The organism is Arthrobacter sp. 01N442, assembly GCF_056399345.1.
Map to the genome: position 1 here is coordinate 1 of NZ_JBFTRD010000010.1, position 19,306 is coordinate 19,306.

Here is a 19,306-nt window from a genome sequence, read left to right on the forward strand (position 1 = left end):
CTGCACACCGTCTGTGAAGAGGCCGGCTGCCCGAACATCTTCGAGTGCTGGGAAGACAAGGAAGCGACCTTCCTGATCGGCGGCTCCGAATGCACCCGCCGCTGTGACTTCTGCCAGATCGACACCGGCAARCCCTCCCCCGTGGACATGTTCGAACCGACCAAGGTYGCCCGCTCGGTCCAGTCCATGGCCCTGCGCTACGCCACCGTCACCGGCGTCGCCCGCGACGACCTCGCCGACGAGGGCGTCTGGCTCTACGCCGAAACGGTCCGCAAGATCCATGAACTGAACCCCGGCACCGGCGTCGAACTCCTCATCCCGGACTTCTCCGGCAAACCCGAACACATCGCCGCGATCTGCGACTCCAAGCCCGAGGTCTTCGCCCACAACGTCGAGACCGTGCCCCGGATCTTCAAGCGCATCCGTCCCGCGTTCCGCTACGAACGGTCCCTGGACGTCATCAGCCAGGGCCGCAGCCACGGCATGGTCACCAAGTCCAACCTGATCCTGGGCATGGGCGAGACCCGCGAGGAAATCTCCGAGGCCCTSCGSGACCTGCACGAGGCCGGCTGCGACCTGATCACCATCACCCAGTACCTGCGCCCGTCCGAACGCCACCTCCCGGTGGACCGCTGGGTCAAGCCGCAGGAATTCGTGGACCTGCAGCAGGAAGCGGACGAGATCGGCTTCCTCGGCGTCATGTCCGGACCCCTGGTGCGCTCCTCGTACCGCGCCGGCCGGCTCTGGGCCACCGCGATGCGCAAGAAGGGCTGGGAAATCCCCGCCGCCCTCGCCCACATCGAATCCTCCGGCAGCACCCGCCAGGAAGCCAGCTCACTGCTCGCGGCACACTCCTGACAGACCCCTTCAACCATTGCCGCCCAGGGCCGGCACCGGAGCAATCCGGTGTCCGGCCCTGAGCCGTGCATCACGTAGAATTAAGGCACTATGGCGAATTTCCCTGACTCCAGCACGTCCACTTCCTCGGCCGACGAGCCGAAGCGTGGCCTTTTCTCCCGCAAGCCCAAGGTAGCCAAGGCCAAGAAGCCGAGCCGGCTGAAGCAGATCAGGGAAGTCTTCCAGATGACCCGCCGCCACGATCCGATGGTTCCGTGGCTCATGCTGCTGGCGTTCCTCGGCGTCGTCGCGGTCAGCTTCCTGGTCGGATTCCTGCTGGATAACTGGATCACGGGCCTGATCATCGGCATTCCGCTGGGCATCCTGGCCGCCACCCTGATCCTGTCCCGCCGCGCCGAGCGGGCAGCGTTCGCCCAGATCGAAAACCAGCCCGGCGCCTCCGGTGCCGCACTCGGCACCCTGCGCCGCGGCTGGATCACCGAGGACCAGCCGGTCGCCGTCAACCCGCGCACGCAGGACGCCGTCTTCCGCGCCATCGGACGCCCCGGCGTCGTGCTCGTGAGCGAGGGTCCCAGCCACCGGGTCAAGCCCCTGCTCGACGGTGAACGCAAGCGTCTCGCCCGCATCCTGCCCAACGTCACCATCCACGTGATCGAGAGCGGCCGAGGCGAGGGCCAGGTGCCGATCAGCCAGGTCGCCAAGAAGATGGGCAAGATGAAGAACGAACTGACCAAGACCGAGGTCAGCACCGTCTCGAAGCGCATCTCCTCACTCGGCAACCGCCTGCCGATCCCCAAGGGCATCGACCCGTACAAGGCCCGCCCGGACCGCAAGGCCGCCCGCGGCCGCTAGGGACCCGTTGGCTACAGCTTTCCCGGGGCGCCCCGGTTGCCGGCATCTTGCCGGGAGCCGGGGCGGTCCGCTTTAACCGGGCTTAGCCCTTTTTGTCCGACCCGTACGACGACGGCGCCTGCGCTCGGAGGCCGTCACCGCATCGACCGAATCCGGAGACTCCCACGTGAAACTACCTTCGAAAACCGCCGTGCTCAGGGCCTTCAAGATCCTGGCAGTTGCCGAAGCCTTTAGCTGGGCAGCGCTGCTGGTGGGAATGTTCCTCAAGTGGGTGCTGCGGACCACCGAACTGGGCGTCGAGCTTGCCGGGCCGGTCCACGGGGCATTCTTCATTGGCTACGGCCTGACCGCCCTGACGTTGTGGAGGCTGCAGCGTTGGCCGTTCCGGGTGGCCCTGTTCGCCGGGCTGTCCGCGGTGCTGCCTTTCACCACCATCTGGTTCGAGCGCTGGGCTGAGAAGCGCGGCTATCTGTCCGCCAAGGACGTTGCAACCGAACCGTTGCCGGCCCGGGCGTCGGCCGGGGTGTAGCTCCGCGCGGGTTCTCCCTGGTTTGGCGGCGGTTTGCCGGGCGGCCGGGCGCTTCGTCACGGGGCGCCGGCCCGTTCGCCACAGATGGCCGTTATGCACAGTGCAATAGCGGCCATCTGTGGCAAACGGGGAACGATCGCCGCGTGGCGGTGGGCCCGCGGCCGCTAATCCGGCCTGCGGCAGCTACCTTGGACGGCAGCTACAACCCGCGGCAGCTACATCCGGACGAGCACCGTGTTCATGGCCTTGTCGTGCAGGCCGCGGTGGTCCGGGTCGAAGATGACGGCAGGGATCACGAGGCAGAGCAGCAGGCTGCGGACCAGGCCCGCGAGCGGCCCCGCGGGACCACCGCCGAGCCGGATGACATGGATGCCCATGATCCGGTGCCCGATGCTGTAGCCCAGCGTCCCAACCAGCAATGCCTGTTCGACGGCGAAGACCGCAAGATTGGCCCAGGGGTTTCCCGCGAAGGCGAAATTGCTGATCAGCAGGGCGATCCCCCAGTCGATGCAGATGGCCAGAATGCGCCGGCCCGCGCGGGCAATCGAGCCGGGGCCGGACTCGGGCAGCCCCAGCCGCTCCCCCGGGTACTTGGAGATGCCGGACGTGTCCGGTCCGCTGAGCCAGGAGCCTATGTCTTTGCGATCAACCACCCCACAAGCCTATCGGCTCCCGGCCGGGCGCCCGGCCTGTTCATCATTTGGACTTGGGGCGGTCACAGAGCGGACCCGGATAGGCCACACTGTGGACAGCGGCTAGCTTTAACACGTCAGCGCATTCTGTAACCTGCTTGAAACAAAGCGGACACCGTGGGGAAATCCCGTGTCCTTAGGGTGGTAACAGTTGCTAGCGGCATTGTGGGCGGGGTCAACACTGCGTTTACCCCGCCGTCGGACTGCGCTGGACCACACGGCCTGACGGCCAGATCTTTCATATGCGTAAGGAGCATAGATGTTCAAGACTGCGGACGAAGTCCTCAAGTTCATCAAAGACGAAGACATCAAATTCGTTGATATCCGCTTCACCGACCTGCCGGGCGTTCAGCAGCACTTCAACGTCCCGGCCAAGAGCGTAGACGCGGACTTCTTCGTTAACGGCCAGCTTTTCGACGGATCCTCGATCCGTGGCTTCCAGGGCATCGCCGAGTCGGACATGCAGCTCATCCCGGACGTTACGACGGCGTTCGTTGACACCTTCCGCATGGAGAAGACCCTCGCACTGAACTTCTCCATCGTGAACCCCCGCACGGGCGACCCGTACCACCGCGATCCGCGTGGCGTGGCCGAGAAGGCTGAGGCCTACCTGGCCTCCACCGGCATCGCCGACACCGCATTCTTCGCTCCCGAGGCCGAGTTCTTCGTCTTCGACAACGTCCAGTACCAGTCCTCCCCCCAGGGCAGCTTCTACAAGATCGACTCCGAGGAAGCCCACTGGAACACCGGCCGCGAGGAAGAGGGCGGAAACCTCGGCTACAAGACCCCCGTCAAGGGCGGTTACTTCCCGGTTTCCCCGACGGACAAGCAGGCCGACCTGCGCGACGCCATGTGCGTTGCCCTGGACGAGGCCGGCCTTGAGGTCGAGCGCAGCCACCACGAAGTCGGCTCCGCCGGCCAGGCTGAAATCAACTACAAGTTCACCACCCTGACCCACGCGGCCGATGACCTGCAGAAGTTCAAGTACGTCATCAAGAACACCGCCGATGCCTGGGGCAAGTCGGTCACCTTCATGCCGAAGCCGGTCTTCGGTGACAACGGCTCGGGCATGCACTGCCACCAGTCGCTGTGGAACGGCGGCGAGCCGCTGTTCTACGACGAGAAGGGCTACGCCGGCCTGTCCGACACCGCCCGCTGGTACATCGGTGGCCTGCTGAAGCACTCCTCCGCCGTCCTGGCCTTCACCAACCCGACGGTGAACTCCTACCGCCGCCTGGTCAAGGGCTTCGAGGCTCCGGTCAACATGGTCTACTCGCAGGGCAACCGCTCCGCCGGTATCCGTATCCCGATCACGGGCTCGAACCCGAAGGCCAAGCGCATCGAGTTCCGCGCGCCGGACCCCTCCTCCAACCCGTACCTGGCCTTCGCGGCCCAGCTGATGGCCGGCATCGATGGCATCCGCAACCGCATCGAACCGCCGGCTCCGATCGACAAGGACCTCTACGAGCTCCCCGCCGAAGAAGCCAAGGACATCCCCAAGGCCCCGGGCACGCTCGAGGAAGCCCTGGAAGCCCTGGCCGAGGACAACGAGTTCCTGCAGGCCGGCGGCGTCTTCACCCAGGACCTGATCGACACCTGGATCGAGTACAAGTACGAGAACGAGATCCGTCCGCTTTCGCTGCGCCCGAACCCCTATGAGTTCGAGCTCTACTACGGCGTCTAGCCGGAACACGCGGCCACGCCGGGCCTAGCCCGGACCGGTCCGCCAATCCGGTGACAGAAAAGGCCGGCCCGGGGTTTAACCACCCCGGGCCGGCCTTTCGTTTGCCCCGTGCACTTTCCACGTTCGCGGCTACGCTTGGTCTTAGGAACTCCATCGAGGAGCGGTGATGTCCCGGTTCCGAAGCTTCATCCATCGGCACCTAGTGGCCGACGACCCGGCGCCGGGCTATTCGCGCCTGGACCGGTACGGCGGTCTGGGGCAAACGGCCGCCGGCGGGACCGCGCCGGACGGCGGAGCAAATCCCGGCCCTGCAGACCGTTCCGTCGCGGATGCCGAGGCCGAGGCTCTCGCCTCGATCGAGGAACGTCTCACGGCGGAGGAGAATGCCGGCGTTGCGGCCGGGCAGTCCATCCGCGACCGGCGCTACCTCCTCGCCCTCGTTGCGCAGCAGCGCGCCCAACTGGAGCGGGTGGAGGAACTGGCGGCGTATCTGGACAGCCGCGCTCCGGGCGACAAGCACTACGCCTGGCTCCTCCGCGCAGCGCTCACCCCACCCGAGGACGAAACCGGGTTCAAAACCCCCGGTACATGATCCGCTGCGGGCCGGCGTCGCCGCCGAGGTACTGCCCACGGTCCTCGAAGCCCGCCTTGCGGTAGGCGGCCTGTCCTGCAGGGTTGGCCTCGTTGACGGAGAGGACGACGCCGCGCTGGTCTCCGCCGAGCGCCGTCGTGAGCCGGGCTGCCTCCCGCACGGCCGCGGCCGCTGCGGCCGCACCCAGTCCCCTGCCCTGCTGCCGCCGGTCCACGAGGAAGCCGCGCAAAAGCCAGGCGGACTCGTCGTCGTACCAGCCGGCGGCGCGTGCGGCCCCGGCCTGCAAGGTGGCCACGCCGACGGCCGAGCCATTGGAATCCATCACATAGGGAAAGCGGCTGGCCTCCTCGAGGCCCAACAGCATCATCCGCAGCGGATCCCCGACGAACTTCCTTTGTCCCTGCCCAAGCTCCAGGCCCGCGACCTCGCCCAGCTTGATGTCCCGGGCGTCGTCGTCGAGGTTCTTGAGGCTGATCAGCCAGACGTGTGCAGACATAAAGAGAAGCGTATCCAACGCCGGGCCGCCCCSCTGTCGGGGCGGCCCGGCGTCACACACCTAGAGGACCTTGGAGAGGAACTCCCGGGTGCGCGCCTGCTGCGGGTTGCCGAACAGCTCCTCCGGGGCGCCCTGCTCGCAGATGACGCCGTCGGCCATGAACAGCACCCGGTCGGCCACTTCGCGGGCGAACCCCATCTCGTGGGTGACCAGCACCATCGTCATGCCTTCGCGGGCCAGGTCCTTGATTACCTGCAACACCTCCCCCACCATCTCCGGGTCCAGCGCGGAAGTTGCTTCGTCGAAGAGCATGATGTCAGGGTTCATGGCCAGGGCCCGGGCGATCGCCACGCGCTGCTTCTGGCCGCCGGACAGCGACGCCGGACGTGCGTCCGCCTTCTCTGCGAGGCCGACGCGCTCCAGCAGTTTCAAGGCGTTGGCCCGTGCCTCGTCCTTGCCCTGCTTCTTCGACTCCACCGGCGCCAGCATGATGTTCTCGATCACGGACATGTGCGGGAACAGGTTGAAGTGCTGGAAGACCATGCCGATGTGCCGGCGGACCTCGTTGATGTCCACCTTGGGGTCCGTCACGTCGAAGCCGTCCACGGTGACGTGGCCGCCGGTGATGTCCTCAAGCTTGTTCAGGCAGCGCAGGAAGGTTGATTTGCCGGAGCCGGAGGGCCCGATCACGCAGACCACCTCGCCCTCGGCGACCTCGGCGTTGATGCCCTTGAGGACTTCGTTGGCGCCGAAGGACTTCTTCAGCTCCCGGACGGTGATCTTGCTGGGTGCAGTGACTGCCGTGCTCATTTGTTGAACCTCTTATCCGCAACGTTGGCCAGCTTGGTCAGCAGCATGATCACCACGAAGTACAGGACCGCGACGATCAGCAGGGTTTCAGTGATCCGGAAGTTTCCGGCGTAGATCTGCTGGCCCTGGTAGAGCAGCTCGGCGAAGCCGATGGCCAGCAGCAACGAGCTGTCCTTGAGCATGATGATGAGCTGGTTGATCAGGGACGGCGTCATGATCTTGAAGGCCTGCGGGACCACGACTTTCTGCATGGACTTCGCGTAGCCCAGGCCCAGGCTGCGGCTGGCTTCAAGCTGGCCCGGATCCACGGACTGGATAGAGCCCCGCACGATTTCGGTGATGTAGGCGCCGGCGTTGAGGCTCAGGGTGAGCACACCGGCCACCCAGATGTCGATCGGCTGGCCGGTCAACTGCGGGATGCCGAAGTAGAAGAAGAAGGCCCAGACCAGCAGCGGGGTCCCGCGGAAGATGCTGACGAAGGTCGTGGCGATCCCGCGCAGCAAGACGCTCGTGGAGATCTTCAGGAACCCCATGAAGACGCCGATCAGCATGGCCAGGGCGAAGGAAATGGCGGTGACCAGGACAGTGTTCCCGAGCCCCTTCATGAGGGCCGGGAAGCTGCTGGCCAGCAGGTCCCAGAAGCTGGACGGGGCGGCCTGCGTGGGGTCCTTGAGGTATTTGTCCAGGATTTCCTGGTACTTGCCGTTGGACTTCAGTTCGGCCAGGCCGGTGTTGAAGGCCTTGAGCAGTTCCGGGTTTTTGCCCTTGTTGACGGCGAAGCCGTAGGAGCCGCCCTTTTCCTTCTCGGATACGGCTTTGAGGCCGTTGTTCTGGCTGATGCCGTAGGCCAGCACCGGGTAGTCGTCGAAGACGGCGACGGCGTTCCCGGACTTCACCAACTCGTACATGGTGGCGGACTGGTCCAGGGACTTGACCGTGAAACCGTACTTGCCGGCGATCGACTTGGCGAACGTCTCGCCTTCGCTGCCGGTCTTGGCGGTGACGGTCTTGCCTTTCAGGTCCTCGTAGCCCTTGATGTCCTTGTTCGACTTGGCCACGGCCATCTGTACGCCCGATTCGAAGTACGGGTCGGAGAAGTCGTAGATCTGCTTGCGCGGCTCGGTGATGGACATGCCGGCGATCACGCCGTCGACCTGGTTGGAGGACAGTGCCTGCAGGGCAGCGTTGAAGCCGAGCGATTTGATCTCGACGGTGAATCCCTGGCTCTTGGCGATCTCACGGATGATGTCCATGTCGATGCCGGTCAGTTCACCGCCCGCGTCACGGAATTCAAACGGTGCGAACGTGGTGTCCGTGCCGATGACGTAGGTCTTTCCGGAGACGCTCGACGGCGCGGCGGCCGGTTGCGCCCGGTAGACGGACTGGTGCGCGGCGCTGGGCGCGTCCGCGGGCTGGTGGGATGCGCCTGCGGCTGTGGCCGCCGAGGCACCGAAAAGCATGGCGGCGAAGGCCAGCAACGCTCCGATGACCGTGGCCGTCCGCGGCCTGGCGGCCCCGGTCTGCTGGAGTCTGGGCAAGGTAAACAACCCCTAGGTAAGTGCGGCAGCCGGCCCGGAGGACCGGCAAAGTACCCTCCGAGGCTACCCGCATTTGACCGGCGGCGAGATAGATGTCGGCCCGCGGGCCTACTGGCCGTAGAAGACGCGCTCGAAGACAGCCCGTGCACGGCGGCTCAGCCGCAGGTAGTCCTCCTCGAGCTCGGCGGCGTTCCCGTGCCCGTAGCCGCACCAGCGGGCCACGGCTTCGAGGTCCCGGCGCGAGGACGGAAGCAGGTCCGAGGCGCGGCCGGTCCAGATCACGTTGGCGGATCGGATCCGGCTCGCGAGCCGCCAGGCCCGCAGCAGCAGCACCACTTCGCCTGCCTCCAGCAGCTCCAGTTCGGCGGCGGCTTCGAGAGCCTCCACCGTCGAGGTCGTGCGCAGTTCGGGGTGCCTGCCAGCATGGCGAAGCTGCAGGAGCTGGGCGAGCCATTCGACATCGCTCAGGCCGCCGCGGCCCAGTTTCAGGTGCCGGGCCGGGTCCGCGCCGCGGGGCAACCGTTCCGACTCCATCCGGGCCTTGATCCGCCTGACCTCGCGGACATCCTGGTCAGTAATCGCGTCCGGATAGCGGATGGGATCGATCATCGCCAGGAAGTCGGCGGCGAGTTCGTCGTCGCCGGCCATCGGCCTGGCACGCAGCAGCGCCTGCGCCTCCCAGATGAGGGACCAGCGGCGGTAATACTCGGCGTAGGACTCAAGCGAGCGCACCATCGGCCCGTTCTTGCCTTCCGGCCGCAGGTCCGCGTCCACCATCAGCACGCGTTCGGCCAGGATGGCAGGCTTGAGCGGCTGGGTCAGCAGGCTGGAGAGCTTGCCGACGATCCGGGCGGCCTGCTGTTGCGCCTCGTCTTCCGGCACGCCGGGCAGGCCGCGGTGCACGTACATGACGTCGGCGTCGGAGCCGTAGCCGATCTCGCGGCCGCCCTGGCGCCCCATCGCCACCACCAGGACCCGGGTCTTAAGCGGTTCCCGGGCGGACACCACCGTCTCGGCCACGCGGAGGGCACCGAGCATGGCGGCACGGTCGGTATCGGCCAGGGCCGCTCCCACCTGGTCTTGGTCCAGCAGCCCCGCGCTGTCCGCGATGGCGATCCGCAGGATCTCGCGGCGCCGGATCAGCCGGATCAGGCGCATGGCACTCTCCGGATCCGAATGCCGGGACATCTTGGAGGTGATCTCCAGCCACTGCGCCTCGTAACTGAGCGGCACCAGGTCCTTGTCCGAGCCGAGCCAGGCCACCGACTCCGGCGAGACCTCCAGCAGGTCCGAGATGAGCCGGGAGTTGGAGAGCACGTGGCAGAGCCGCTCGGCCGCCGCCGTCGAATCGCGCAGCAGGCCGAGGTACCAGTGCGTGGTGCCGAGCGCCTCGCTGACCCGGCGGAAGGCGAGCAAACCGCCGTCGGGGTCCACGCCTTCGGCGAGCCAGCCGAGCAGGATCGGCAGCAGTTGGCGCTGCAGGGCGGCTCGCCGGCTCACCCCGGCGGTGAGTGACTCGATGTGCCGCATGGCCCCGGGCGGATCCAGGTAGCCGAGCGCGGCAAGCCGGCCCTGCGCGGCCTCGGGCGTGAGCCTGGCCTCCTCGCTGCTCAGCGCGGCGGCGGTATTGAGCAGCGGCCGGTAGAAGATGCGCTCGTGCAGTTCCCGGACGGAACGCTTCGTCTGGCGCCACGTCTTCAGCAGCGCGTCCGGGTGCGGGCGTTCGTCGGAGAACGGGCCCAGGACCGCCTTGGCGAGGGAACGCAGCGACGCTTCCTTGACAGGCATCAGGTGCGTGCGGCGCAGCTGGAACAGCTGGATCCGGTGCTCGAGCAGGCGCAGGTAGCGGTAGTCGCGGTCGAACTCCTTGGCGTCCGAGCGTCCGATGTACCCGCCGGCGGAGAGAGCCGCGATGGCCGAGGTGGTGTCCCGGCCGCGCAGCGATTCGTCCGATTTGCCGTGCACCAGCTGGAGCAGCTGGACGGTGAATTCGACGTCGCGCAGCCCGCCGCGGCCCAGTTTGATCTGCCGCTGCTCCTCCTCGGCCGGGATGTGTTCGGTGACCCGGCGGCGCATCGAACGGACCGACTCGACGAACCCTTCGCGGCCCGCGGAGGACCAGATCAGCGGGGCGACAGCGGCCTCGTACCGGGCACCGAGTGCGGCGTCGCCGGCGATGGTGCGGGCCTTGAGCAGCGCCTGGAATTCCCAGCTTTCCGCCCATCGGGCGTAGTAGCTCTCGTGCGAGGCCAGGGTGCGCACCAGTGGCCCGGATTTGCCCTCGGGCCGGAGGTTGGCATCGACCTCCCAGAGCCCCGGCTCACGGCTTGTGGACATGATGGCCCGCGAAATGCCCGAGGCCAGGGCGGTGCCGATGGTGTTGGCTCGGAAGTCTTCCAGCGCGCCGGGATCGATCACGTAGATGACGTCGACGTCGGAGATGTAGTTCAGTTCGCGGGCGCCGCACTTGCCCATCCCGATCACGGCCAGCCCGACGTCGGCCACCTCCGCCGCGCTGAACTGCTCGGCCGCTTCGGCCCGGGATACGGCAAGGGCGGCCTCGATCGCGGCCCCTGCCAGGTCGGCCAGTTCTGCGCCAACAGCCGGCATGAAGTCCAACGGATCGGCGGCGCAGAGGTCCTTGATGGCGAGCTCCACGAGCCCCCTGCGGTAGGCCGTGCGAAGGGCGGCGTAGCCTTCCTGCCCGGTCAGCGCCGCGACCGGACGGGCGGCCTTCGGGTCGGCGCGGACGGACTGCAGCAGCCGGGTGCGCAGCGCGGCGGCGTCTGCCGCCTGCGGCTCGGGGCTCGCCGTGGTGTGGAAGGCGTCCAGGTGTTCCGGGTGCCGGATGAGGAACTCGCCCAGCGCCTCGGAAGCGCCCAGCACCCGGTAGAGCGGTTCGCTGCGGTCCGGCTCCGCCGCGGCAAGTTTCCGCAGGTCCGGGTGTTTTTCGATCAGCCGGACCAGGGACTGCAGCGCCGTGTCCGGGTTGGCGGCCAGCTGAAGCCCTGCGAACAGCGCGTCCTCGTCCAGGCCCTCCAGCTCGGTGGCGGCCAGGAACCGCTCGCCCTTCTCCAGGTCGTTGAAACCCGCGGCGATGAGGCGCCGTGCCAGGCTCATAGCGGCCGCCTAGAGGATGGCCAGGTTGCGCTGCAGCTCGTAGGGCGTCACCTGGAGGCGGTAGTCCTGCCACTCGGCGCGCTTGTTGCGCAGGAAGTGCTCGAAGACCTGCTCGCCCAGGATCTGCGGCATGAGCTCGGAATCCTCCATGGTCCGGATCGCGTCGTGCAGGCTGGCCGGCAGCGGATCGTGGCCCATGGCGCGGCGCTCGGCCGAGCTCAGCGACCAGATGTCGTCCTCCGCGGCGGCCGGCAGCTGGTAGCCCTCCTCGATGCCCTTCAGCCCGGCGCCCAGCAGCACGGCGTAGGCGAGGTACGGGTTGGCGGCCGAGTCGATGCCGCGGTACTCGATCCGGGCGGACTGGCCCTTGCCGGGCTTGTAGAGCGGCACCCGGACCAGGGCGGAGCGGTTGTTGTGGCCCCAGCTCAGGTAGCTCGGCGCCTCTCCCCCGCCCCAGAGGCGCTTGTAGGAGTTCACGAACTGGTTGGTCACGGCGGTGAACTCGGGGGCGTGCTTGAGGATGCCGGCGATGAACTGCCGGGCGGTTTCGGAGAGCTGGAACTCCGCGCCGGCCTCGTAGAAGGCGTTGGTGTCGCCTTCGAACAGTGAGAAGTGCGTGTGCATGCCTGAACCGGGGTGCGCCGTGAAGGGCTTGGGCATGAAGGTTGCGTAGGTGCCCTGCTGGAGTGCGACCTCCTTGATCACGGTGCGGAAGGTCATGATGTTGTCCGCGGTCTGGAGCGCGTCGGCGTAGCGCAGGTCGATCTCGTTCTGGCCGGGGCCGGCCTCGTGGTGGCTGAACTCGACAGAGATGCCCACGGATTCCAGCATGGTCACGGCGGTCCGCCGGAAGTCCTGCGCCACGCCGCCGGGCACGTGGTCGAAGTAGCCGCCCTCGTCCACCGGAACCGGCGCGCCGTCCGGGCCCGGCTGCTGGGACTTGAGCAGGTAGAACTCGATTTCGGGGTGGGTGTAGCAGGTGAAACCCATGTCCGCGGCCTTGGCGAGGTTGCGCTTGAGCACGTTGCGCGGATCCGCCGCGGAGGGCTCGCCGTCGGGCGTCAGGATGTCGCAGAACATCCGCGAGGTGGCTTCGGTCTCGCCGCGCCACGGCAGGATCTGGAAAGTGGAGGGGTCCGGCTGGGCCAGCATGTCCGACTCGAAGACGCGGGCCAGGCCCTCGATCGAGGAGCCGTCGAAGCCCAGGCCCTCCTCGAAGGCGCCTTCGACTTCGGCCGGAGCCAGTGCCACAGATTTCAGCGAGCCCACGACGTCGGTGAACCACAAGCGCACAAAGCGCACGTCACGCTCTTCGATCGTCCGCAGGACAAACTCTTGCTGGCGGTCCATGGTGCCTCTTTCCGGGTCTACGTCCGTGCCCCGGACCCGTCCCGACTACTCGTCCTGGCTGGCGCCCGCAGCTGCTCTCGAATCACTCTACTAAGCATTCCCGGCGATTGCTGGCCCAGCGCCCCCGCGTAACACACCGTTAACACAACGGCCGCCGGACCGCCGTCCGGGCGCCCCGCTGCGGTGCCGGGACGGCCCCGATTGTGACGGCTTTCACCGGGCCGGCGGGGCCGCCCGGTAGCTAGGACGCCGGGTATCGCACTACGCTCATGGCATGGCCCCCAGCAACAGCCCCGATTCGCCCCTGTCCGCAGAACTCGCTGCCCCCTACGGCAACGGCCCCGCCTCCGGCATGTCCGACGCAGCCCCGGCACCGGCCGCGGGCGGCGACGCCACAGGCGCCGCCCCCAAGGATGGTGCCGCCAAGCCGGCGGGCCGGATCCGCACACACCACCTGCGCCAGGCCAAGCTCAACGGTGAGCGCTTCGCCATGCTGACGGCTTACGACCAGTACACCGCCGAGATCTTTGACGCTGCCGGCATCGAGGTGCTGCTGGTCGGGGATTCCGCGTCCAACAATGTGTTCGGCAACGAAACGTCCCTGCCCGTCACGGTGGACGAGCTGCTTCCGCTCTGCCGTGCGGTGACCCGCTCCGCGCGGCGCGCCCTCGTGGTGGCCGACCTGCCTTTCGGCAGCTACGAGGTTTCCGCCCAGCAGGCGGTGGCGACGGGCGTGCGGTTCCTCAAGGAGGGGCTCGCCCACGCGGTCAAGATCGAGGGCGGCAAGTTCTACGCCGAGACCGTTCGGGCCATGGTCCAGGCCGGAATTCCCGTAATGGCGCATATCGGCTTCACGCCGCAAAGCGAACACGCCCTCGGCGGCTACCGGGTCCAGGGCCGCGGCGACGACGCCCAGCGGCTGATCGACGACGCCGTCGCCTTGGCCGACGCCGGTGCCTTCTGCGTGCTGATGGAAATGGTTCCGGCGCCGACGGCGGCCGCCGTGGACGCCGCTGTCGAGGTGCCCACGATCGGCATCGGAGCGGGCAACGCGACCACCGGCCAGGTGCTGGTCTGGCAGGACATGGCCGGGCTGCGCGGCGGCAAGATGGCCAAGTTCGTCAAGCAGTACGCGGATCTGCGGACCACCCTGAGTGACGCGGCCAAGGCCTACGGCGATGACGTCCGTTCGGGTCACTTCCCCGGCCCGGAGCATTCCTTCTAGTTCAAGCTTCGGGTTCCAGCGTTTCGGGTTCCAGGATTTCGGGTTCCAGCAGGGGCCGGACCTGCCGGCACAGGGCCTCAAGGTCCACCGGTCCCGCTGTACTGACGCGCAGGGTCCGGCCCAGCCCCAGCGGCCCGGCGTGCTGCGCCCATTGCTGCCACAGCTCTTCATCCTCATGCGCTGCGTGGTGGACCGCGTGCCGTTGGCGGCCGCGGCAGCGCTGCCTGGCGGTAGCCGCATCCACACTGCACCACAGCTCAGCAGCCGCGGTCCTCCCGGCGGCGGCCAGGTCCGCGGCGAGGAGCAGCCGGTCCCTGGGGGCAAACCAAAAAGATTCGACGACGGCGGGACCGGGATGTTCGGTGAGTTCGGACCAGAGGCGGGCCACAGCGGCGCGGCCCACGCTGGACGACTCCGCCGCCGTCGGACGCCTGCGGCTGTCCCAGAGGGATTCCTTGTAGGCGTCCTTGGAAAACAGCGCAATGCCCAGCCCGGCCGAGAGCTGGGCCGCGAGCGTCGACTTGCCGGAGCCGGGCAGCCCGTTGACCAGAAGGACAACGGGCGCCGCCCGGCCGTTACGCGTCGTCGTCGCCCTTGTCCCAGGCCTCGTTGCGGGCCTTGACCTTTTCGAGGGCGTGTTCGGCTTCCTCGCGGGTCTTGTAGGGGCCGATCAGCTGGCTCCAGTCGGACATTGCGTCTTCCTCGATCTCGTGAGTGTTGACGTTGTACCAGTATTCGGTCATGAAGACTCCTCCTGTGCGCGTATTTCCGGCTGATAGTCCGGCTGTTTCTCGGCTGTATTTTCCGGCCTTCGGCCGGGTACTTATAGAATCAATCTATGCCTTCCCTCACCTCGACTGCACCCATCGGCACCCTTGTCCCGGGAACAGTCAGCCCGCAACTTGCCGTGCCGGCGTCCATTCCGCGCCCCGAGTACGTCGGCAAACCCGCCCCGGCCAAGTTCACCGGCGCAGAGGTCAAGTCCGCCGAGACCATCGAGAAGATCCGCATCGCCTCGCGGATCGCCGCCCGGGCCATCGTGGAGGTCGGCAAGCACATCGTGCCGGGCGTGACCACGGACCAACTGGACAAGGTGGGGCATGAGTTCCTGCTCGACCACAAGGCGTACCCGTCGACCCTCGGCTACCGCGGCTTCCCCAAGTCGCTGTGCTCCTCGCTCAACGAGGTCATCTGCCACGGCATCCCCGACAGCACGGTGGTCCAGGACGGCGACATCCTCAACATCGACATCACGGCCTTCATCGGCGGCGTGCACGGCGACACCAACTACACCTTCCTCGTGGGCGACGTCGACGAGGAGTCCAGGCTGTTAGTCGAACGCACCGAAGAATCCCTGCGCCGCGCCATCCGTGCGGTGGCCCCGGGGCGTGAAATCAACGTGATCGGCCGGACCATCGAGTCCTACGCCAAGCGCTTCGGTTATGGCGTGGTCCGCGACTTCACCGGGCACGGCGTGGGCGAGGCTTTTCACACCGGGCTGATCATCCCGCACTACGACGCCGCTCCGGCCTACAACACGGTGATGGAGGCCGGCATGGTCTTCACGATCGAGCCCATGCTCACCCTCGGCACCGTCGAGTGGGACATGTGGGCCGACGACTGGACGGTCGTCACGCGCGACCACAAGCGGACAGCACAGTTCGAACACACCCTGCTGGTCACGGAGTCCGGCGCCGAAGTCCTGACCCTTCCCTGATCCCCGCACCGCCTTTCCAAGATCAACAACAAGACCCACCCCGCCCCTGCCACGAACGGAACAACATTGGCCAAGAAGGACGAGAAGTCGAAGAAGAACGCCCCGCTGATCGGCATCGACATCGGTGGCACCGGCATCAAGGGCGGAATCGTTGACCTGAAGAAGGGCAAGCTCGTCGGCGACCGGCTCCGCGTCCCCACCCCGCAGCCGTCCACGCCGGAAGCCGTGGCCGAAGTCGTGGCGCAGGTTGTCACGGAGCTGTCCAAGCGTCCCGACGCCCCCGCGGCCGACTCCCCTGTCGGTGTGACCTTCCCGGGAATCATCCAGCACGGTGTGGTCCACTCGACGGCGAACGTCGACAACTCCTGGCTGAACCTGGACATCGACGCACTGCTGACCGCCCGGCTCGGCCGCCCGGTGGAGGTCATCAACGACGCCGACGCCGCCGGCCTGGCCGAAGCCCGCTACGGCGCCGGTGAAGGCGTCTCCGGCACTGTCCTGGTGATCACCCTCGGCACCGGCATCGGTTCCGCCTTCATCTTCAATGGCAAGCTCGTCCCCAACGCCGAGCTGGGACACCTGGAAATCGACGGGTTCGACGCCGAGAGCAAGGCATCCGCCGTCGCCCGTGAGCGCGACGGCCTGAGCTGGACCGAATACAGCGTGCTGCTCCAGCGCTACTTCTCCCACGTCGAGTTCCTCTTCTCCCCCGAGCTGTTCATCGTCGGCGGCGGCATCTCCAAGCGCGCGGACGAATACCTGCCGCACATGTCACTGCGCACGCCGATCGTTCCGGCCGAGCTGAAGAACGACGCCGGCATCGTGGGCGCCGCCATTGAGGTTGCCCTGACGCACAAGCTCGCGAAGTAACCCCGGCACCGCACAAACGAAACCGGCCCGCAGTTGTCCAACTGCGGGCCGGTTTGTGGTGGAGCCGGTGGTGGCCGCGGCTTCCCCTCCGTTGCCACCACCGGAACTTGTTTGAGCCTAGAGCGGGCTCTTCTGCGGGTTCTTGCCTTCCAGACCCTTGGACTCGGCCTCATGGCGGAGCAGGGCGATGGCGGACTCGAAGTCTTCCAGCGATTCAAAGGCCTGGTACACGCTCGCAAAGCGCAGGTAGGCCACCTCATCGAGGCGCTGCAAGGGGTTGAGGATGGCCAGGCCCACCTCGTGGGCGTCGATCTCGGCGGCGCCGGAGGCTCGGATGGTTTCTTCGACTTCCTGGGCCAGCATGGCGAGGTCGTCTTCAGTGACGGGCCGGCCCTGGCAGGCCTTCCGCACCCCGTTGATGACCTTGCTGCGGCTGAAGGGCTCGCCGACGCCGGAGCGCTTGATGACGGTCAGGCTGGTGGTTTCCACGGTGGTGAACCGGCGTCCGCACTCCGGGCACTGACGGCGTCGCCGGATGGCGGAGCCGTCGTCGGCGATGCGGCTGTCCACCACACGCGAATCAGGGTTGCGACAGAACGGGCAATACACGTCGGTTCCTCCCCTGTCGCAAGCCTGGACCCACCAAGGGCCGAAGCACCGCAGTTGGCGCCTCGGGATCAGTTTACGACTAGATGTTGATGAATAACAAGCCTGTAATTACTACATGTTGTGGTCAGGCGCAGCTGCTGCCGGATGCGCCCGGCGGCGGCCCTAGCTCCGGGCCGGGAACCGCGCGGTGACCGCCTCGCCGTGCGCCGGAAGGTCTTCGGCGCCGGAAAGGCTGACGATGTGAGCGCTGACTTCCTCCAGCGCGCTCCTGCTGTAGTTGATCACCTGGATGGCGCGCAGGAAGGTGGTGACGTTCAGCCCGGAGGAGAACGCGGCCGTTCCGCTCGTGGGCAGCACGTGGTTGGAGCCGGCGCAGTAGTCGCCCAGGCTGACCGGGCTGTAGTCCCCCACGAAGATCGCGCCGGCGTTGCGGATCCGGGCCGCGACGCCGGCAGCGTCCGCGGTCATGATCTCGAGGTGTTCGGCAGCGTACGCATCGCAGGCCGCGATGCCCTGTTCGAGGTCCTCGACCAGGACGACGCCGGATTGCGGGCCGGACAGGGCTTCCCGCACGCGGGCGCTGTGCTTGGTTCCGGCAGCCTGGAGCTCGAGTTCGCGGCGGACTGAGGCGGCCAGCTCCTCGGAGTCGGTGATCAGCACGGAGGCTGCCTGCGGGTCATGCTCGGCCTGGCTGATCAGATCGGCGGCGACGAGGCCGGAGCGCGCCGTCGCGTCGGCGAGGATTGCGATCTCGGTGGTGCCGGCCTCCGAGTCGATCCCCACCACGCCCTTGACGAGCCGCTTGGCGGTGGCCACGAAGATGTTTCCCGGACCGGTGACGACATCGACAGCGTCAATGCCAGCGTCAATGCCGGACTCCGAATCGGAGCCGGGGATGCCGTAGGCGAACGTGGCGATTGCCTGGGCGCCGCCGATTGCGTAGACCTCCTCGATCCCCAGCAGGCACGCGGCCGCCAGGATCGTGGGGTGCGGCAGGCCGCCGAAGTCCTTTTGCGGCGGCGAGGCGAGGGCGATGGATTCCACGCCTGCCGCCAGGGCCGGGACGACGTTCATGATGACAGAGGAAGGGTAGACCGCCAGGCCGCCGGGGACGTAGAGCCCGACACGCGCGACCGGCACCCAGTTCTGGCTCACTACGGCGCCCTCGCCGAGTTCGACGTCGGTGTTCGCCGGACGCTGTGCGTCGGCGAAGCGGCGTGCCCGGCGGATGGACTCCTCGAGGGCGGCGCGAACGGCGGGATCGAGGCCGTCCAGGGCGGCCTTGAGGGCCTCGGCCGGAACCCGCGGGTGGGCTTGTTCGACGCCGTCGAAGTTCAACGCCAGCTCGCGCAGCGCCTCAAAGCCGCGCGTCTGGACCGCCGAAATGATGTCCAGGACCTTTTGCTCGGCGTCGGCCACGGTGCCATGCTGCGCCCGCGGGACGGCGGCGCGGAGTCCGGCGAGGGACAAGCGTTGCCCGCGCACGTCCACGGTGCGGAAGTTCAGTGCGGCGGATGCGGGGGTTGCCGGGGCGGAGGCAGAGGGTACGGGGCTGTCAGCAGTTGGGGTCACGCGTCCATTTTACGCGCCGGCGCGGGGCCCCCGGACGCTGTTACGGAGCGCCCCCGGATCAGGCGTCAGGTCCGCGCCTGCTCCGGCTCCGTCTCCGTCGACCCAAACACCGTGGAAAAGAAGATCGCCAGGGCGATGGCGGCCGGCCAGATGACCAGCATGGCGTAGGCCCGGAGTGAGAAGGCGATGCTGGCGCTGGCCGACGTGTCCGCCGGGGCGCTCCACCAGGAACCGGCGAGCACTCCGGTCCCCCAGGCCAGCAGGGCACCGGCGGCGCCTGCTGCGACTGCCAGGATTACCGCCGCTGTTCCCAGCCGGGCGGGCCTGCTGCCGGCTAGGAAGACCCCGGAAAGGCAGCCTGCCAGCAGGAACAGCCCGGCCAGGACGAGGTCCCGGGGAAGCCACGTCTCGGGGTTGCTGCCGGTGGCGAGTGCGGGGTCGCGGGTGAGGAGGTTCAGCCCCGTCGGCGCCAGAAGCCACCACAGCAGTCCCACCGGAAGACCCGCCGCGGCGATCGCGGCCAGCCCCCGCCAGGGCACCGCGCCGCCGGGGCCTCTGGGTGCGGCGGGCGCAGGGACGCCGGCGTGGTCGTCAACGGGCAGATGCACCGCGGGTTGTGTCATGCAAGAAACCTTAACAAAGGATCCGTCGGCACCGGACATTACGCCGCAACCCGGCACGTGACGCGGGGATAGCCGTCTGACGGGGTCCGAATACCGCGCGCCCGGCCTGCGGGAATACGCTGGCAGTGAGCACCAGTCGCAGAACAGCAGGGAGATGAACCATAGTGGC

18 protein-coding genes and 1 pseudogene are annotated in these 19,306 nt (G+C 67.5%); 8 read left to right on the forward strand and 11 right to left on the reverse strand.

Annotated elements, in window-relative coordinates:
* From AC1DNC_RS16185 to AC1DNC_RS16195, 3 genes are all read left to right on the forward strand, one after another.
* Window positions 1–858: lipoyl synthase (locus tag AC1DNC_RS16185; protein ID WP_476863556.1), on the forward strand; the 858-nt coding region annotated here is incomplete at its 5' end.
* A gap of 90 nt (window positions 859–948) precedes the next feature.
* A complete protein-coding gene (locus tag AC1DNC_RS16190) occupies window positions 949–1,710 on the forward strand; it encodes a DUF4191 domain-containing protein (RefSeq protein WP_476863557.1) in 762 nt (253 codons plus the stop codon).
* A gap of 166 nt (window positions 1,711–1,876) precedes the next feature.
* On the forward strand, window positions 1,877–2,239 hold the full coding sequence (locus AC1DNC_RS16195) for a DUF3817 domain-containing protein (protein WP_476863558.1): 363 nt from the start codon (window positions 1,877–1,879) through the stop codon (window positions 2,237–2,239).
* Between the two features lie 215 nt (window positions 2,240–2,454).
* On the opposite strand, the gene AC1DNC_RS16200 is transcribed toward AC1DNC_RS16195, so the two are convergent.
* Entirely contained in the window at window positions 2,455–2,892 is a 438-nt protein-coding gene (locus tag AC1DNC_RS16200) for an RDD family protein (RefSeq protein WP_476863559.1), read from the reverse strand.
* A gap of 298 nt (window positions 2,893–3,190) precedes the next feature.
* On the opposite strand from AC1DNC_RS16200, the gene glnA (AC1DNC_RS16205) reads away from it, so the two are divergent.
* Together glnA (AC1DNC_RS16205) and AC1DNC_RS16210 are read left to right on the forward strand one after the other, a co-directional pair.
* Entirely contained in the window at window positions 3,191–4,615 is a 1,425-nt protein-coding gene (glnA, locus tag AC1DNC_RS16205) for a type I glutamate--ammonia ligase (RefSeq protein WP_476863560.1), read from the forward strand.
* A 166-nt stretch (window positions 4,616–4,781) separates the two neighbouring features.
* Entirely contained in the window at window positions 4,782–5,207 is a 426-nt protein-coding gene (locus AC1DNC_RS16210; protein WP_476863561.1) for a hypothetical protein, read from the forward strand.
* Here the strand turns inward: AC1DNC_RS16210 and AC1DNC_RS16215 are convergent.
* The 5 genes from AC1DNC_RS16215 to glnA (AC1DNC_RS16235) form a co-directional block, all read right to left on the reverse strand.
* Entirely contained in the window at window positions 5,188–5,703 is a 516-nt protein-coding gene (locus AC1DNC_RS16215; RefSeq protein WP_476863562.1) for a GNAT family N-acetyltransferase, read from the reverse strand. The genes AC1DNC_RS16210 and AC1DNC_RS16215 overlap by 20 nt on opposite strands.
* A 60-nt stretch (window positions 5,704–5,763) precedes the next feature.
* The gene (locus tag AC1DNC_RS16220) at window positions 5,764–6,513 is read right to left on the reverse strand and encodes an amino acid ABC transporter ATP-binding protein (protein ID WP_476863563.1); all 750 of its coding nucleotides are present in this window, start codon (window positions 6,511–6,513) and stop codon (window positions 5,764–5,766) included.
* Complete coding sequence (locus AC1DNC_RS16225) at window positions 6,510–7,973, reverse strand: amino acid ABC transporter substrate-binding protein/permease (RefSeq protein ID WP_476863637.1); 1,464 nt, start codon at window positions 7,971–7,973, stop codon at window positions 6,510–6,512. The genes AC1DNC_RS16220 and AC1DNC_RS16225 overlap by 4 nt, the downstream gene beginning before the upstream one ends.
* Before the next feature lie 186 nt (window positions 7,974–8,159).
* Entirely contained in the window at window positions 8,160–11,171 is a 3,012-nt protein-coding gene (locus tag AC1DNC_RS16230; RefSeq protein ID WP_476863564.1) for a bifunctional [glutamine synthetase] adenylyltransferase/[glutamine synthetase]-adenylyl-L-tyrosine phosphorylase, read from the reverse strand.
* A 9-nt stretch (window positions 11,172–11,180) separates the two neighbouring features.
* A complete protein-coding gene (glnA, locus tag AC1DNC_RS16235) occupies window positions 11,181–12,521 on the reverse strand; it encodes a type I glutamate--ammonia ligase (protein ID WP_138769615.1) in 1,341 nt (446 codons plus the stop codon).
* Window positions 12,522–12,795: 274 nt separating this feature from the next.
* Here glnA (AC1DNC_RS16235) and panB point away from each other — a divergent pair, with 274 nt between their 5' ends.
* Window positions 12,796–13,746: a 3-methyl-2-oxobutanoate hydroxymethyltransferase gene (panB, locus tag AC1DNC_RS16240; protein ID WP_476863565.1), complete on the forward strand. Its 951-nt coding sequence runs from the start codon at window positions 12,796–12,798 to the stop codon at window positions 13,744–13,746.
* A gap of 1 nt (window position 13,747) precedes the next feature.
* Here the strand turns inward: panB and AC1DNC_RS16245 are convergent.
* Both AC1DNC_RS16245 and AC1DNC_RS16250 read right to left on the reverse strand, forming a co-directional pair.
* Window positions 13,748–14,311, reverse strand: a pseudogene (locus AC1DNC_RS16245) (P-loop nucleotide/nucleoside kinase family protein); the annotation flags it as partial.
* Between the two features lie 10 nt (window positions 14,312–14,321).
* Window positions 14,322–14,489 (reverse strand): SPOR domain-containing protein, encoded by a 168-nt coding sequence (locus AC1DNC_RS16250; RefSeq protein WP_476863566.1) that lies wholly within the window; start codon window positions 14,487–14,489, stop codon window positions 14,322–14,324.
* Window positions 14,490–14,584: 95 nt separating this feature from the next.
* Here AC1DNC_RS16250 and map point away from each other — a divergent pair, with 95 nt between their 5' ends.
* Both map and ppgK read left to right on the forward strand, forming a co-directional pair.
* Window positions 14,585–15,463 (forward strand): type I methionyl aminopeptidase, encoded by an 879-nt coding sequence (map, locus tag AC1DNC_RS16255; RefSeq protein WP_476863567.1) that lies wholly within the window; start codon window positions 14,585–14,587, stop codon window positions 15,461–15,463.
* Between the two features lie 66 nt (window positions 15,464–15,529).
* The gene (gene ppgK, locus AC1DNC_RS16260) at window positions 15,530–16,333 is read left to right on the forward strand and encodes a polyphosphate--glucose phosphotransferase (protein WP_476863568.1); all 804 of its coding nucleotides are present in this window, start codon (window positions 15,530–15,532) and stop codon (window positions 16,331–16,333) included.
* 117 nt (window positions 16,334–16,450) lie between these two features.
* Here ppgK and nrdR read toward each other — a convergent pair whose 3' ends face one another.
* The 3 genes from nrdR to AC1DNC_RS16275 form a co-directional block, all read right to left on the reverse strand.
* Window positions 16,451–16,942, reverse strand: a complete 492-nt coding sequence (gene nrdR / locus AC1DNC_RS16265) for a transcriptional regulator NrdR (protein WP_476863569.1) — start codon at window positions 16,940–16,942, stop codon at window positions 16,451–16,453.
* 162 nt (window positions 16,943–17,104) lie between these two features.
* Entirely contained in the window at window positions 17,105–18,514 is a 1,410-nt protein-coding gene (hisD, locus tag AC1DNC_RS16270; RefSeq protein WP_476863570.1) for a histidinol dehydrogenase, read from the reverse strand.
* 65 nt (window positions 18,515–18,579) lie between these two features.
* Window positions 18,580–19,137 (reverse strand): hypothetical protein, encoded by a 558-nt coding sequence (locus tag AC1DNC_RS16275; RefSeq protein WP_476863571.1) that lies wholly within the window; start codon window positions 19,135–19,137, stop codon window positions 18,580–18,582.
* Between the last annotated feature and the right edge of the window lie 169 nt (window positions 19,138–19,306).